The organism is Enterococcus sp. MSG3299, from assembly GCF_050555765.1.
GTDB lineage: Bacteria > Bacillota > Bacilli > Lactobacillales > Enterococcaceae > Enterococcus > Enterococcus faecalis.
In genome coordinates this window covers 137,313-152,255 of sequence record NZ_CP187869.1, presented here as the reverse complement: position 1 = coordinate 152,255, position 14,943 = coordinate 137,313, and the positions used below count along the sequence as shown (strand labels likewise).

At 38.1% G+C, this 14,943-nt stretch carries 15 protein-coding genes; 3 read left to right on the top strand and 12 right to left on the bottom strand.

Going from position 1 to position 14,943, the window contains the following annotated elements; translation table 11 throughout:
* Positions 1–44 precede the first annotated feature (44 nt).
* The 6 genes from IGL23_RS00770 to IGL23_RS00745 all read right to left on the bottom strand — a co-directional run bounded on the left by IGL23_RS00770 (position 45) and on the right by IGL23_RS00745 (position 6,383).
* Positions 45–1,496 (bottom strand): YfcC family protein, encoded by a 1,452-nt coding sequence (locus tag IGL23_RS00770; RefSeq protein WP_002356134.1) that lies wholly within the window; start codon positions 1,494–1,496, stop codon positions 45–47.
* A gap of 47 nt (positions 1,497–1,543) precedes the next feature.
* Positions 1,544–2,236, bottom strand: coding sequence for a Crp/Fnr family transcriptional regulator (locus IGL23_RS00765; protein WP_002363490.1), 693 nt, complete (start codon positions 2,234–2,236; stop codon positions 1,544–1,546).
* 24 nt (positions 2,237–2,260) lie between these two features.
* On the bottom strand, positions 2,261–3,193 hold the full coding sequence (gene arcC, locus IGL23_RS00760; RefSeq protein ID WP_002356132.1) for a carbamate kinase: 933 nt from the start codon (positions 3,191–3,193) through the stop codon (positions 2,261–2,263).
* A 105-nt stretch (positions 3,194–3,298) separates the two neighbouring features.
* Positions 3,299–4,321 carry an ornithine carbamoyltransferase gene (gene argF / locus IGL23_RS00755; protein ID WP_160747730.1) on the bottom strand — a complete coding sequence of 341 codons (1,023 nt, stop codon included), beginning with the start codon at positions 4,319–4,321 and terminating at the stop codon, positions 3,299–3,301.
* Between the two features lie 26 nt (positions 4,322–4,347).
* On the bottom strand, positions 4,348–5,574 hold the full coding sequence (gene arcA, locus IGL23_RS00750) for an arginine deiminase (protein ID WP_002356129.1): 1,227 nt from the start codon (positions 5,572–5,574) through the stop codon (positions 4,348–4,350).
* A 296-nt stretch (positions 5,575–5,870) separates the two neighbouring features.
* Complete coding sequence (locus tag IGL23_RS00745; protein ID WP_002397689.1) at positions 5,871–6,383, bottom strand: arginine repressor; 513 nt, start codon at positions 6,381–6,383, stop codon at positions 5,871–5,873.
* A gap of 218 nt (positions 6,384–6,601) precedes the next feature.
* Between IGL23_RS00745 and IGL23_RS00740 the strand changes: the two genes are divergently transcribed.
* The gene (locus tag IGL23_RS00740) at positions 6,602–7,081 is read left to right on the top strand and encodes an arginine repressor (RefSeq protein WP_002356125.1); all 480 of its coding nucleotides are present in this window, start codon (positions 6,602–6,604) and stop codon (positions 7,079–7,081) included.
* A 130-nt stretch (positions 7,082–7,211) separates the two neighbouring features.
* Positions 7,212–8,162: an alpha/beta hydrolase gene (locus IGL23_RS00735; protein ID WP_033595325.1), complete on the top strand. Its 951-nt coding sequence runs from the start codon at positions 7,212–7,214 to the stop codon at positions 8,160–8,162.
* 36 nt (positions 8,163–8,198) lie between these two features.
* On the opposite strand, the gene serS is transcribed toward IGL23_RS00735, so the two are convergent.
* The 4 genes from serS to IGL23_RS00715 are packed head-to-tail and all read right to left on the bottom strand — an operon-like array spanning position 8,199 to position 12,193.
* Positions 8,199–9,470: a serine--tRNA ligase gene (serS, locus tag IGL23_RS00730; protein WP_002356123.1), complete on the bottom strand. Its 1,272-nt coding sequence runs from the start codon at positions 9,468–9,470 to the stop codon at positions 8,199–8,201.
* A gap of 26 nt (positions 9,471–9,496) precedes the next feature.
* Positions 9,497–10,390: an L-serine ammonia-lyase, iron-sulfur-dependent, subunit alpha gene (sdaAA, locus tag IGL23_RS00725; protein ID WP_002356122.1), complete on the bottom strand. Its 894-nt coding sequence runs from the start codon at positions 10,388–10,390 to the stop codon at positions 9,497–9,499.
* A 14-nt stretch (positions 10,391–10,404) separates the two neighbouring features.
* Entirely contained in the window at positions 10,405–11,100 is a 696-nt protein-coding gene (gene sdaAB, locus IGL23_RS00720) for an L-serine ammonia-lyase, iron-sulfur-dependent subunit beta (protein WP_033595326.1), read from the bottom strand.
* Complete coding sequence (locus IGL23_RS00715) at positions 11,087–12,193, bottom strand: PTS sugar transporter subunit IIC (RefSeq protein WP_033595320.1); 1,107 nt, start codon at positions 12,191–12,193, stop codon at positions 11,087–11,089. Before IGL23_RS00715 ends, sdaAB begins: the two co-directional genes overlap by 14 nt.
* Positions 12,194–12,509: 316 nt before the next feature.
* Between IGL23_RS00715 and IGL23_RS00710 the strand changes: the two genes are divergently transcribed.
* Complete coding sequence (locus IGL23_RS00710) at positions 12,510–13,130, top strand: helix-turn-helix transcriptional regulator (RefSeq protein WP_002383467.1); 621 nt, start codon at positions 12,510–12,512, stop codon at positions 13,128–13,130.
* Positions 13,131–13,188: 58 nt separating this feature from the next.
* Here the strand turns inward: IGL23_RS00710 and IGL23_RS00705 are convergent, their stop codons facing one another.
* Together IGL23_RS00705 and IGL23_RS00700 are read right to left on the bottom strand one after the other, a co-directional pair.
* The gene (locus IGL23_RS00705; RefSeq protein ID WP_002395232.1) at positions 13,189–13,974 is read right to left on the bottom strand and encodes a hypothetical protein; all 786 of its coding nucleotides are present in this window, start codon (positions 13,972–13,974) and stop codon (positions 13,189–13,191) included.
* A 155-nt stretch (positions 13,975–14,129) separates the two neighbouring features.
* Positions 14,130–14,891: a formate/nitrite transporter family protein gene (locus IGL23_RS00700; RefSeq protein ID WP_002389593.1), complete on the bottom strand. Its 762-nt coding sequence runs from the start codon at positions 14,889–14,891 to the stop codon at positions 14,130–14,132.
* Positions 14,892–14,943: the final 52 nt, after the last annotated feature.

Here is a 14,943-nt window from a genome sequence, read left to right as displayed (position 1 = left end):
TTCTTTTTTCCGAAAGCCGAAGCCCTAACATAAAAAATTTTTGATTAGCTAAAGAGTAACATCGCGCCAATTAAGATAATTAGGTTAATTAAGCCTAAGACAATCATTGGTTTGGCCATGAATTTTGTCCAAGTGGCATATTGAACTTTGGAAATTTCCAAACCACCCATTACAACACCAGATGTTGGCGTGATCAAATTAATCAAGCCACAACCTGAAGCAAAAATCATAACCATCACTTCTGGACTTAAACCAATGTTTTTAGCTAACGCACCCATTACAGGAATAGAAACATATGCTAAACCAGAAGTTGAAGGAATTAGGAAAGATAAACCTAAGTATAAAACAAAGGCACCGATGACAAATAAGACTGGGGAGAGTCCTTGTAATAAGCCTGCCGCTTTATCAAGGATAAATGAATCTAAATACGTTTTAGACATCAAAACAGATGCCCCGCGAGCAACTACGATAATTAAAACAACGGATAACATATCTTTGGCACCGTCGATAAATGCTTCAATGGTTTCTTTTTCAGTAAAGCGACCAATCAAGGCAGCAATAATCCCTAAAAGGAAGAACCACATCGCTAAGTCGCCAAAGTACCAGTCACCGAAACTGTTGCCTGTTAAAACAGACGTCCAGCCTTTGAAAATCGTCACTCCAAAGTCGTTCCATGGAATTAAGGAAACAATCATAATGACAAAACAGAAAGCGAATACCATTAAGATTTTTTTATGACGATTCGTAAATGGCATTTCTTTCGACGCTGCTTGTCCATACGTTTTTTCCATATCCTCTTGTTCTTGTAAAGATAAAATTGTTGAACCTTTGTCAGCCTTCACTTTTTTCGCATAACGCATCACAATGAAAATAGAATAGCTGGTAGAGGCCGCCCACAAAATAGCACCGACAATTAAAATAATTCCTGTATTCGGCTGAATGCCAATACCTCGCAACGCATCCATCGCTACCCCTGTGGAGAAAGGGTTAACCGTTGAACCGATAACACCTGATCCTGCACCCAATAGCACAGTACCCACTGCGACAAACGTATCAAACCCAGCGGCGACCATGGTAGCACTCAATAAACCATAAAAAGGAATTGTTTCTTCTGCCATCCCATAAGTCGACCCACCAATAGAAAATAAAATCATTAAAATCGGAATGATTTTCAATTCGTTCCCTTTTAACTTTTTAACGACTGATTGAATCCCCGCTTCAAGAGCCCCAGTTTGTGTCACAATATTTAAAAAGCCACCAAGTACTAAAATAAAAATATTAATTTCAATGGCATCTTTAAACCCATTGAATGGAGCCATGATAATATCCGATAATTTGGCCCCTACCACGTGGTCAACCATTTTGCCATCAATTTCTCTTGGGGTAAATGGCTGCCCATTTAGCAAGACCGTTACGATACCTAAAACAATTAAAATAATAAATAAAATACTAAAAGACGAAAGCTGTTTTTTGTTTTTCTTCTTTTTTTCTGCCATATCCTCTTATACAGGAACCTACTTTCCTGTATCTCCCTTCTCTATGATTAATTACTCAATCGATCAATAAAGAATGGCGTATCTAGAAAAGTTAAGAATTTATGACTGTAGCTAATACGGTTCATTTGGACTAATTTTTTCATAACACTGCTTGCTGTTTCCCGCGTAGTTCCACTCATCCGTGCAATGTCATTAATGGTAATTGGACAAGCAATTGCAACGCGTTCTCTGTTGTCAATTCGTTCTCCTAAATCATTTAATAACATCGCCAGTGATGTCACAATCCGTTCACATGCATCATTGGTTGTTCCTTTTTGGATTTTGATCATGCTTTCTTTTAAAAGGACCGATTGTTCTTGAATCCAATGAATCAATTGCTGGGGATTATTTTGGAGAAAACGCTCAAACAGTTTAACTGGCACAAACACAACCTCAATATCCGTATAGGCAATCGCGGAGTCGTAATGAACCTCATCTTGAAACAGTCCGATTCTCGGAAAAAGAGCCTGCTTTTTCATAAAATGCAGATAGGAAAAATTACCACTGCGATCATTTTTTTCAATTTTAATGACACCTGAAACCAGTAAAATCAAATGATTTCTCGGATCACCTGGATAAAAAAGGACTTGGCCTTTTTTATAGGAGCGAACGAAACTCTCGTTGCGCAATTCTGTTAGTTCTGATTCAGAAAAGTATTGAAAATCTTGATTATTTTTAGTGATTATTTTCTCTATCATCATCTTAATTCTCCTAAATACTATACTTTATTTTGTCACAACCGTTCCTACGATTTCATCGCCGCTCATACTTCCTAAGTTTTCCAAAGAAGTGATAATTGCTTGTTTATTGGGCTGGCTTTCTACAAACTGAATAGCGGCTTCAATTTTCGGTAACATACTACCTGGTGCAAAATGACCCGCTTGTTTGTATTCTTCCAACTCTGCTACAGTGACATTGGTTAATTGTTTTTCATCTGGTTTGCCATAATTAATGCACACATAATCCACGCCAGTTAAAATAACTAGTGCATCCGCATCCACTAATTCTGCTAGTTTTTCAGAAGCAAAATCTTTATCGATTACTGCTTCGACACCTTTTAATTCTTGTCCTACGACAGGGATGCCGCCACCACCACATGAAATGGTAATTATATCATTTTTTATTAAGGTATTAATAGTCTCAGCCTCGTGGATGTCAATTGGCTTAGGACTTGGAACGACTTTGCGCCAGCCACGCCCTGCATCTTCTTTAAAAATAGCACCTGCTTGCATTGCTTCTTTGGCTTCAGCTTCTGTTAAAAATGGACCGATCGGTTTTGTTGGATTTTTGAATGCCTCATCTGCTGGATCTACGACCACCTGTGTTAAAACAGTAGCCACTTGTTTCTTGATTCCTGCTTTGTTTAATTCTTGATTAAGCGCATTGGACAACCAGTAGCCGATACTTCCTTGTGTCATAGCAACACACGTATCTAGCGGCATTGCTGGATTTTTTTCAGAATCAGCTGCTTGTTGTTGCAATAATAGATTTCCGACTTGTGGACCATTGCCATGTGAAACAATCAACCGATGCCCTTGTTTAATTAAATGAACTAAATAGGCAGATGTTTGAACTAATGCTTGCTGTTGTGCGTGTGCGCTAGCATCATTTGAAAGGATGGCATTTCCGCCTAGTGCAACGACCATTTTTTTCCCCATTACAAATCCTTCTTTCCTATCATAATAAAGAATAGGCCGCCCTTCAAAAGAATCTCTTAAAGGGCGAAACGACTATTCTTTTTTCAATGTTTTTTCAGTTGCTTCCTACACACGAGGAATGAATAAGTTGCCTAAAGTAGCTGCCATGATCGCTTTAATAGAATGCATTCTGTTTTCTGCTTCTTCAAATTGACGACCATATTTACTGCGGAAGACTTCATCCGTGATTTCCATTTCAGTAATGCCGAATTTTTCAGCAACCATTTCTCCGTATTGTGTTTTCGTATCATGAAAGGCTGGTAAACAGTGTAATACGATTAAATCGCCATCCATGTTTTCGGTTTTTTCTAACATAGCCATATTAATTTGATAAGGTTTCAACAGATTGACACGTTCTTCAAATTTATCTTCTTCACCCATGGACACCCAAACGTCTGTATATAACACGTTGGCTCCTTTAACACCTTTAGCAACGTCGTCTGTAATCATTAATTCTGCACCAGATTCTTTCGCAAATTCTTTTGCGTAATTAACGACTTCATCAGAAGGGAACAATTCTTTTGGTGCACAAATGCGAACATTTACGCCTAAAATAGCACCTGTCACTAACAAGCTGTTTGCCATGTTGTTACGGCCATCACCGACGTATACTAAAGTGATTCCTTCTAAACGACCAAAGTTTTCTTTCACTGTCATAAAGTCCGCAATCATTTGTGTTGGATGCCATTGATCCGTTAAACCATTCCAAACAGGAACACCAGAATATTTCGCTAAATCTTCCACTACTTCTTGACTAAACCCACGGAACTCAATCCCGTCAAACATACTACCTAAAACAATCGCTGTATCTTCAACAGATTCTTTTTTACCTAATTGAATATCGTTGGCGCCTAAATACTCAGGATGTGCCCCTAAATCAATCGCTGCTGTCGTAAATGCAGAGCGTGTCCGTGTCGAAGTTTTTTCAAATAAAAGAGCGATATTTTTTCCTTCTAAATAGTGATGTGGAATCCCTTTTTTCTTCAATTCTTTTAAGTGAATACTGAAGTCTACCAAATACTCTAATTCTGCTCTTGTAAAATCTTTTTCTGCTAATAAACTACGTCCTTGAAATACTGAATTCATGATGATTCCTCCTATTTTTGGGTGTTTTTTTAAAGATCTTCACGGTAAAGTGGCATGCTCATACAACGAGGGCCACCACGGCCACGTACTAGTTCACTTCCTGGAATGTAATTCAATTTCACGCCTGCTTCTTCTAGCGCTTTATTCGTAATCGTATTCCGATCGTAAACAACAACTTCCCCAGGGGCAATTGCTAATGTATTTGAACCGTCGTTCCATTGTTCACGGGCTGCTGCGGTTAAATTTCCAGCGCCGCAACGGATTAATTGAACATTGTCTAAATGCAAGTATTTGCATAAAATGTTATCTAATGTATCTTTTTCTTTTGTAATTTGGATGTCTCCATCTGCTTTTTCAGTGATCGAGTAAACAACCAAACCACCTTCGATTTCTGGATGAATCGTAAATTTATCATAGTCAATCATGGTAAAAACGGTATCTAAATGCATGAATTTACGATGTTCACCGATATCAAAAGCCAAGATATTTTTGAACCCTAATTTTTGTTCAAAAATATTTCTCGCAATTTTTTCAATTGACGCGGCATCCGTTCTTTGAGAAATCCCAATGGCCACTACTTCTTTTGAAAGAATTAATTCATCGCCACCTTCAATTCTGGTTGATTCTGAACGATCATAGACTCTAGGAACCTCTTTTCCAGCAAAACGAGGATGATAATCAAAAATGTATTGCCCAAAAATAGTTTCCCGTTGTCGAGTTACTGAATACATATGATTTAAAGAAATCCCGTGCCCCATTGTCGCAAAGTTATCACGCGTGAAGTATAAGTTAGGCATTGGATCAATAATGAATGGATAATCCGCTTCAACCATATCTGTTAAAAATTCTTGCTCATATTTAGGTAATTCTTGTTTTTGAATGCCTGCAATCGCTTTTTGAATCAGTTCTTCGTTGTCGTCAATTTCTAACATTAACTCTCTAACTTTTTCTTTTGCTGATTCGCTGCGAATATTGGCTTCTTCTAAGAATTGGTCAATAAATTGTCGGCGGACCTCTTCATTAATCAACGCTTCAGCAGCTAAGTCCTCTAAATAGACCACTTCGATATCTTTTGATCGTAACAACTCTGCAAATGCATCATGTTCTGCTTGTGCTTTTTCTAAAAACGGAATATCATCAAACAACAGTCTCTCCAGATAATCTGGCATTAAATTTTCTAATTCCTTACCTGGACGATGTAACATCACTGTTTTCAATTTTCCGATTTCAGAAAATACATTAATTGGATGACTCATGTGAAATAACCTCCTCAACTTAATTACAAACACAGAATAACAGACCTGATTAACCTAGGACGTGAGCCATTTGCCAAACAAAATACCAAATATACAACGGTATTCTTTCTTATGCATATTTCTAGCCTAAAAGAATGCGCTTTCATAGATATTCTAAAAAAATAATGCATAATTAAATAAAAAAAAATGCATTTATTCAAAAAAAATTATTTCTCCATGCATTTCATAAAGTTATAATCTTATAGAGGTAAAAGGAAGGGAACCAGAAGTCAAAACGACTTCTGGCTCCCTTCCTTTTATGCGTTACTTTTTGACAAAGGTGTTGGCTGAATAAATTGTTGAAAATACTGCTCTAGTTCTTGTGCTTTTTCCTCGGATGATGAAACAATAATAACAGTGTCGAAGCCAGCGACAGAACATTTCTTTTCACACAAAGACACTTCATCAAGTACAGCTGAAAACAATGTTGCGTTGTCTGGTAATGTATGAACCACTAGTAAAAAGGCGACACGTTCAACTTTGGTCACTACCTCACGAATTGCTTGTATCAACTGTTCTTTTTTTCGTTCTTCTAAAGAAGTGAATTGTTCAAAAATCGTTAACCGCATCTCGCCAGAATCATCTAATGCTTTGACGACTTTTAATTCCCATAAATCCCGTGAAATCGTTGCTTGTGCGACATTTATCTCGCGCTTTTTTAATTCTCTTAACAACTCATTTTGACTATGAATTACAGTTGTTTGAATGATTTCTTTAATCAAACTTTGGCGTGTTTGCTTATTCACAAATAACACCCTTCCTCCAGACATTTACAAAGCAATACTAGCAGAATCTCTCTAATTAGAATAGAAAAAGGGTCGTTTAGCTAAAAGGTTCTCATTGATTTTGTCGGATATTTCGCATTTAAAAAAGTGAGACTTGCACAATTTAGTAAAACGTTGTACAGTGATTTTAGGGAATTACTGGCACCGTTTTAAATAACAGCAATGATGTTTTTTTGCATGATTAACTGAACTGGAGGAAAGTAATGAACCGATTAAAACGCCAAACGATGATTAAGCGATTGGTCACAGAAAATGAAATCCATACACAAAGTGAATTACTAGCATTATTGGAAAAAGAAAATATTCACACCACACAAGCAACTATTTCTCGTGACATTCGTGAGCTGAATTTAAACAAAGTAGACAATGGTCAAGGAGAAGCCTATTATCGTATCTTGAATAATTCTGCCCTTCGTCCAAAATATAAAACAGATGAAGAACGTCTTGTTGACATTATTATTGAAACTGGTGTTTCTTTAACACAAATAGAGTTCACAAATCTTTTAACCGTCTTACCTGGCAACGGGCAAGCCATTGGGGTTTTAATTGATCGCATACGTATCCACAACCCTCATATCTTGGGCTGCATCGCTGGGGATGATACCATCTTAATTCTTTCAAAAAATAAAGAAGATGCCCTTGAAGTTAACAACTATTTCCAGCAGTATTTGTACCACCCATAATTCATCACTTAGTAAAATCGACTATTTTTTGACATCATTGCTATTTTTATTAAAGATAAATAAAAAAAGGCGTCTCAGTGAAAGCTGAGGCGTTTTCTCATGAGTTTTTCTTTTGAACACCGTCTTTTTTTTGTATAATAATCAAAAAGCAAAGAAAGGGTTTCTTATGACTGAACAATTCATACTCACTTCAAACGATCAACAAACTCAGCTCAATGTACGTCATTGGCCCTGTCCTTCACCCAAAGCCGTAGTTCAATTGATTCACGGCATGGCAGAGCATATCCAACGTTATGATGAATTTGCTCGTTTTTTAAATCAATTAGGATTTACCGTAATTGGTCATGATCATCTAGGTCATGGCGAATCTGTACAACCAAACGCACCGATCTATGGTTTTTTTGGAGAACAAGGGCCTGAAAATGTCGTTACAGATATTCATCAAGTGAAACAATGGGCTGTGAATCGCTATCCACAATTGCCCTATTTTATGATGGGTCACAGCATGGGGTCTTTCGCCTTGCGCAACTATCTGCAAGACTATCCTGTGACTATGCAAGGAGTCATTTTCATGGGTACTGGAACAAGTCCGTTACCTTTAACCGCCGCATTGCCTTTTATTAAAAAAATGGCCGAGAAACAGCCGAAAAAACCAGCTCCGTTCATTGACAAGCTGGCATTTGGTTCTTTTAGTAAAAAATTTCCTGAAGCAAGTTCCTTTAATTGGCTTTCTAAAAATCAAGCCAATGTGGCTGACTATGAAAATGACCCATTAATGGGCTTCGTATTTACCAACAATGGTTTTGCTACCCTTTTTTCGCTTGTTAAACGAGCCAATCAAAGGAATTGGTACCAAGCGATCCCAAAAGAATTGCCTATTTTAATCATTAGTGGCGCTGAAGACCCAGTTGGTGATTTCAGCAAGGGTCCAGCGAAAATTCAAAAGCAATTAAAGCATGCAGGTTTTCAGCACGTGACGTTACGACTATTTCCCACATTGCGTCATGAAATTTTATTAGAAACGGAAAAAGCAACAGTTTTTCAAGAAATTGGGCATTGGTTAACGGATTTAACGAATTAAAAAAGAAGGTTGATGTTGTGACATCAACCTTCTTTTTTAATCTATTTTCGTTAAACCGCCCATATAAGGACGTAGAACTTCTGGAATCGTTACGGTGCCATCTTCATTTTGATAATTTTCCAAAATGGCAGCCACTGTTCGACCAACAGCAAGTCCTGACCCATTAAGAGTGTGGGCATATTGAACATGACCCGTTTTATCACGATAACGAATCAACGCCCGACGTGCTTGGAAGTCTTCACAGTTTGAACAAGAACTAATTTCTCGATACGTTTTCTGTGCCGGAATCCAAACTTCTAAATCATAGGTTTTCGCTGCCGAGAAGCCCATGTCACCTGTCGAAAGAGTAATCACTCGATAAGGGAGGCCCAATTTTTCTAAAATGTCTCCAGCATTGTTGGTCATTTTTTCTAATTCTTCATAGGAGTGTTCTGCATCACTAAATTTAACCATTTCTACTTTATGGAACTGGTGTAAACGAATTAATCCTCGGGTATCACGGCCTGCGCTACCCGCTTCCGAACGAAAAGAAGGACTTAAAGCAGTGAAATAAATCGGTAACTCTTGCGCATCTAAAATTTCATTATTATAGTAGTTAGTTAATGGGACTTCCGCTGTGGGAATCAGCGTCAAATCACTTTCTGCAACTTGGAAGACATCTTCTTTGAACTTAGGAAACTGACCAGTGCCAAACATTGCTTTGCTATTGACCAAATAAGGAGGAATCACCTCGGTATAACCATGTTCATTAACATGTTGATCTAACATAAAATTATAGACCGCTCGTTCTAAACGAGCCCCTAAGCCTTTGTAATAAAGAAAACGGCTACCAGATACTTTCGCGCCTCTTTCAAAATCTAAAATTCCTAAGGCTTCACCGATTTCCCAATGTGGTTTCGGTTCAAATGAAAAAGTTTTCGGCGTACTCCACCGCCGAACTTCTACGTTGGCGGCTTCGTCTGCGCCAACAGGTACGCTCTCATGAGGTAAGTTAGGCAGACGTTCTGCAATTGCTGTGCATTGTTCTTGCAAATGAACAACTTCTTGGTCTAAAACTTTAATTTGCTCGCTAACTTCTTGCATATTTAGCAACTGTTGTGAAGCATCTTTTTGTGCACGCTTTAATTGTGCAATTTCTCCTGACACCTGATTACGGTGTTTTTTCAGTTCTTCAACTTTAACAAGTAACGCTCTCCGTTCTTCATCTAAAGCCAAAAAGCGTAATAAAACTTCCTCGTCCACACCACGTGTTTTTAACTTTTTCTGTACCACTTCTACATTTTGGCGAATTTTTTTCATATCCAACATCTTATTTCCCTCTTCATGATTAAATTTTAAACAATGGTGAATTTTACTTTTTCAAAAATTTCATTCTTCATTCGTTGGCCAGTCGCTGTGCCAGCTAAGCCACCTAAACCCGTTTCTCTCAATTCTCGTGGTAATTGACGGCCGACTTTATTCATGGCTTCCACCACTTCATCTGCTGGTATTTTATTTACAATTCCAGCTAAAGCCATATCTGCAGCGATTAACGCATTGCCTGCACCTACTGTATTTCGTTTAACACAAGGAATTTCGACTAACCCAGCCACTGGGTCACAAACTAAACCTAATAAATTCCCTAAAGCCATAGCAAAAGCTTCAGAAGATTGGCGTGGTGTTCCGCCAGCCGCTTCAACAGCTGCAGCAGCGGCCATCGCTGAAGCACTGCCTACCTCGGCTTGACATCCACCAACAGCACCAGCAATCATCGCATTGTTGGCTGTGACCATTCCAAATAAAGAACTGGTAAACAAGAAACGAATTTGTTGATCACGCGTTAAATTCAAGGTATTTTTAATCGCTGTTAAAACCCCTGGTAAGGTGCCACTTGCACCAGCGGTTGGCGTTGCGCAAACAACGCCCATTGCTGCATTGACTTCATTAGTACCTAGTGCGGCTTGAACTGCAGACATCATTAAATCACCTGATAACGTTTTGCCAGCTGCGCGGTATTTTTTTAAACGCGCCGCATCACCGCCCGTTAACCCAGTAGGAGAAAAAACGCCTGCTCCTTCTTGTGAGCGTTTGACAGCAGCATCCATGACATCCAAATTTTGACCCATCTGTGTCCAAATTTCTTCATAGCTTTTTTGGCTACGCTCCATTTCTTGCTCAATCATCAAATCAGAGATTTTTTTTCCTGTTTTTTCAGCTTTATCGATAAATTCTTCAATCGAAAGGTACATATGTCAAACTCCTATCATAATAAGATTATTTTCGATGTGTCATCTAGTGAAAACAGTTGTTCTTTCACCGAGGAAATTGGTGCCGAATCTAAGTCAAAGATGAATAAAATTTGATTCCCTTCCACATAACGAGACACCGCATTCACTTGAATATTATTTTTTTGTAACATATCTTTAAAAGCTTGCATCGCCTGCTCTTCTTGATTAATGACTAACAAAATAGGTAAAGGACCATGTAGTTGGACATTGAAACCGTCTAATTCAATGTATTTCACCTCGATAGTACCGCCACCTACAGAAATTCCTGTTAAATGGATTTCGTGCGTTGCATCACTGAGTGTCACACATGCTGTATTAGCATGCTTCACTGGACTTTCTTCACTCATTTCTAAAAATTGAATCTCGATTCCTTGTTCTTCCGCAAGTTCAATGGATTGTGTTACGTTGGCATCATCTGCTGCTAGTCCAAGAATTCCGCCAATAATTGCAAAATCAGTTCCATGTCCTTTATGCGTGTCTGCAAAAGATTCATAGTATTTAATCACAATTTTTTCTGGCGTTCCGCCGAATAACTTTCTTGCCGCTAAGCCAATTGCTAAGGCCCCAGCTGTATGCGAACTAGAAGGACCAATCATAATAGGACCAATAATGTCAAAACAACTTTTGTAGTTCATTACTTTGTTCACTTTTTTAGGTTTATTGATGGCCATAGCTGTGTTCATACGTAACTCCTCCTTTGGTTTTTACTGCTTCTTTTTCTTTTTCACTGGTTACTTCCGTCGTTCCTTCAAATTCTGGTGTATTATCCACCACTTCAATTCTGTAACGTTTAAAGACCAGCGCACCTAAAAATCCAAACATCAGACTGACCACTGTGATAATCGCTACTGCTAGTAAAGTCGTTTGAATGGCATTGTTACCTAATGTCACAAGTAAACCAGCCCACGGCGTTGCCATTCCTGTCACAGGTACTTTTAAGCCAAAGAAAGTCACTACAATACCACTAACCATTCCTGAAAATAAATTCGTTGCGTAAATAGGAATTGGATTGGAGCTGATGATATCGACTTGTGTTAATGGCTCAATTGCCACAGCTAACGGGGTTGAAGCTGTGCCTAGTTTTAACTTTTTAAATAGCGCCGCATTGACAATGGAACTGCCGTAACAAGTCAACGCACCGACAGCCATTGGTACACCAGTCAAACCAATCAAGGCAGTTAAAACCATTGAACTTAACGGTGTCATACCAACAATCGGGATAATAGCACCTAAAATTGCGCCCATCACATATGGATTGCCATCTACTGCACTTAAAATCGTGCCCCCAATAACTTCTAGGACACCTAATACAACGGGTTGAATAAAACCAGCAACTAACGAAGCAGCGACTGGAATGACTAAAATAACGACTAATAAGTCAATCCCTTCTGGAATACGTTTTTGCATCTGCTCAACAACAAAAGATAAAAGATACGCGGTAATAAAAGCTGGTAACAAGCTGACTTTAATCAATGACAGACCTAAAATAATTGAAAAAACTGGACTAATCCCGAAAGCTAGCGGCACAAGAGCTCCAGCTGCTAAACCACCTAGACTACCCATAGTTTCACCAATTTGCGACACATAATCTAAATGAAAAACGCCGCCTACTGCATACCGCAAAAATGCCTCTGGTAGAAAGGTGGCACAAGCTGCACCAGACAAAGCACTTAAAGATTTTTTCCCTCGCGGTGCTTTAAAAGAGAATAGGGACATGCCACATAAAACTAAGACTAACATCAAGATTCCTGATAACGTTTTCATTTCTTTGCCTCCAACTATATTTTTTTATAACGGATGGTACTCCTGAATAAAATTTTTATTGCTCAACAAGTGAAAGAATGAGCGAGCATTTCGATGAACTAAAGTACAATGAGTAACAAAAATTTCATTCCACATTCAGAGTATACGACTAAACAAAAGTTTAGTCAATGTATTTTTTTAACGTAAAGAATCTTATTGCTTTTCCATTAAAAAAGTATTACACTAAAATTAATTTCAGTGTAGGGGAGGATATCACTTGGAGTCATATTTACGTTTAAGTGAAGTAGATAAACAAATCTTACATTCACATGCCTTAATGCTTGATGGATTAGGGAACTTCTTTGGTAGTACCCATGAAGTCATTCTTCATAGTTTAGAAAATTTGGAAAGTTCAGCTATCAAAGTCATCAATGGCCATTTCAGTAACCGCAAGGAAGGTGCCCCCATTACTGATATGGCGTTAAAAATGTTAAGTCAAGTAGAGTCGGAACATGATTACGCTGTGAAACCCTACTACAATAAAAATCAAAAAGGGGTTATTTTAAAATCTTCCACCATTCCAGTTATCGGTGAAAATGATCGTATTATTGGATTGATCTGTATCAATATGCATTTAGAAATGCCATTAATTGATTACTTGCAAGACTTATTACCTTCAGGACAACAAAATGATATGTCCCAAGAGCTTAAAAATTCTGAACATTTTTCTGACAATATTGACGAATTAATCACTACTTCACTGACAAAAGTAAAACAAGCAGTAGAAAGCGATCCAAATGTATCACATTTGAATCAAAATAAAGAAATTGTTATTCGTTTATATGATCAAGGAATTTTTAATCTCAAAGATTCTGTCATAAAGATTGCCGATCGATTAGGTATTTCAAAAAATACCATCTATTTACATATCCGCAATCATAAAAAAGAAGAAGCTTAAAACATCAAAGCCACCAACGCTAACTAGCGTTGGTGGCTTTGATCACTTCTCTTCTATTTTAATTTGGTAAATCAAACAAGTAAGGTGTCCCTATTTCTCCATTTAACGTAACGTCTAAGCGATTTTTTGTGCCGGGAACTAAATTACTGGCTGTGAAATTCCCTTGGGCATCCGCAGTAAAACTTGCTAAAATCACCCGCGCATCATCTGCACGTGACACTAAAATAGTTGCATTAGGTGCTGTTTTACCAGAAATTGTCCCTTGTTTCGGATCAATCGTAATATTGCTAAAAGAAAGCGCTGCTTCTTGTCCTGAACTTGGAATATCAATTTGGACAGGTGCACTATTCCGTTGATCAACGGTTGCGATTAATTGAGTAGTCGCTCCCGCTCTGGGACTAATTACTGTAAAATTGCCATTGGCATCCGCATAAAAAACACCTGCTTGTGCAGAAGCATCACCGACTACCGTTGCTGTAATGGTTGCATTAGGTAATGTAGTACCATTAATTTCATTTCTTTCAGGATTGAAAACAACATTGGTAATTATAATGTTTGTATCAGGTGTTTGATTTTGAGGGACTTCATTCGTTTCATCAGTTCCTGCAGAAGGCTGCGTGGCATTTTCTGACGGATTTTCCCCTGTCACATTAGAATTTTGACCCGTGACAGACGAATGACTACTTTTCATTTCTTGTTGACTAGAGGATTTCTGCGTGGCTTTCTTTGTTTCTTGCTTTGGCTTAGAATCATTTGTGCTTGCTGTTTTTTTGTTTCCACATCCTGCTAGACTTAAAGACAATACACTGAACGTTAACATACTGAACAAAGCAATTTTTTTCATTTTTCGTTACCTCCAGAAATCTTTTTGTAACATTAATGTAACATTGTTTTAAAAATCTAGCAATAATTTTTCAACCGTTTTCCTTTTTGTTTAAAAAGAAAAAACCTGCACAAAGGCATTTAGCCTTTGTGTAGGTTTTTATCTGCTAAATGGATTTAATGTTTGCGATAGCTTAAATAGTAAAAGCCAGAAACAAAAATGGCACCACCAATGATATTACCTAAATAAACAAAAATAAAATTACGGAAAAAATCCCCCCACTGAACGCCGCCTTCAAAAATTGCGGCTGGAATGATGAATGCATTCGCCACACTATGCTGAAAGCCAATTGCAACAAAAATCATTACTGGAAACCAGATGCCTAATAGTTTCCCCGCTGCATCTTTCGCACCATAACAAAGCCATAAGGCCAGACCTACGAACCAGTTACAGCCAATACCTGAAATAATTGCTTGAAGCCAAGTTGCTGCAACTTTATGTTCTGCAAGAGAAAGAACCTGATTTAAATAGGCGCCGCTACTGGTTAAACCTAAATAATGGCCAAAAAAATAGGCAACAAATAGGGCGCCAACCATATTTGCCAATGTAATTGTGACCCAGTTCACGAGTAATTCTCTGAAAGAGACCTTTTTAGCAAACCAAGCCGTACTCACCGCCATCATATTTCCTGTGATTAACTCACCACCAGCCATTAAAATAACAATTAGACCAATCGGGAAAACCGCAGCTCCCACTAAAGCTTGAACACTGGCTAAATCTGCTGGAATAGAGGCGGAAACACGCACATAAGCCAAATAGCCGAGGGAAATCATAGCCCCGCCGATAAATCCTAAAATGAGTTTTGCTACCAAAGGCTTTTGAATTTTTTTCTGACCATTTTCAATACTGATACTTAAAATTTCATCTGGTGTATACAAATATTTCACTTCCTTTGTTTTTTGTCCTCCTTTACTTTACCCTTATATCACA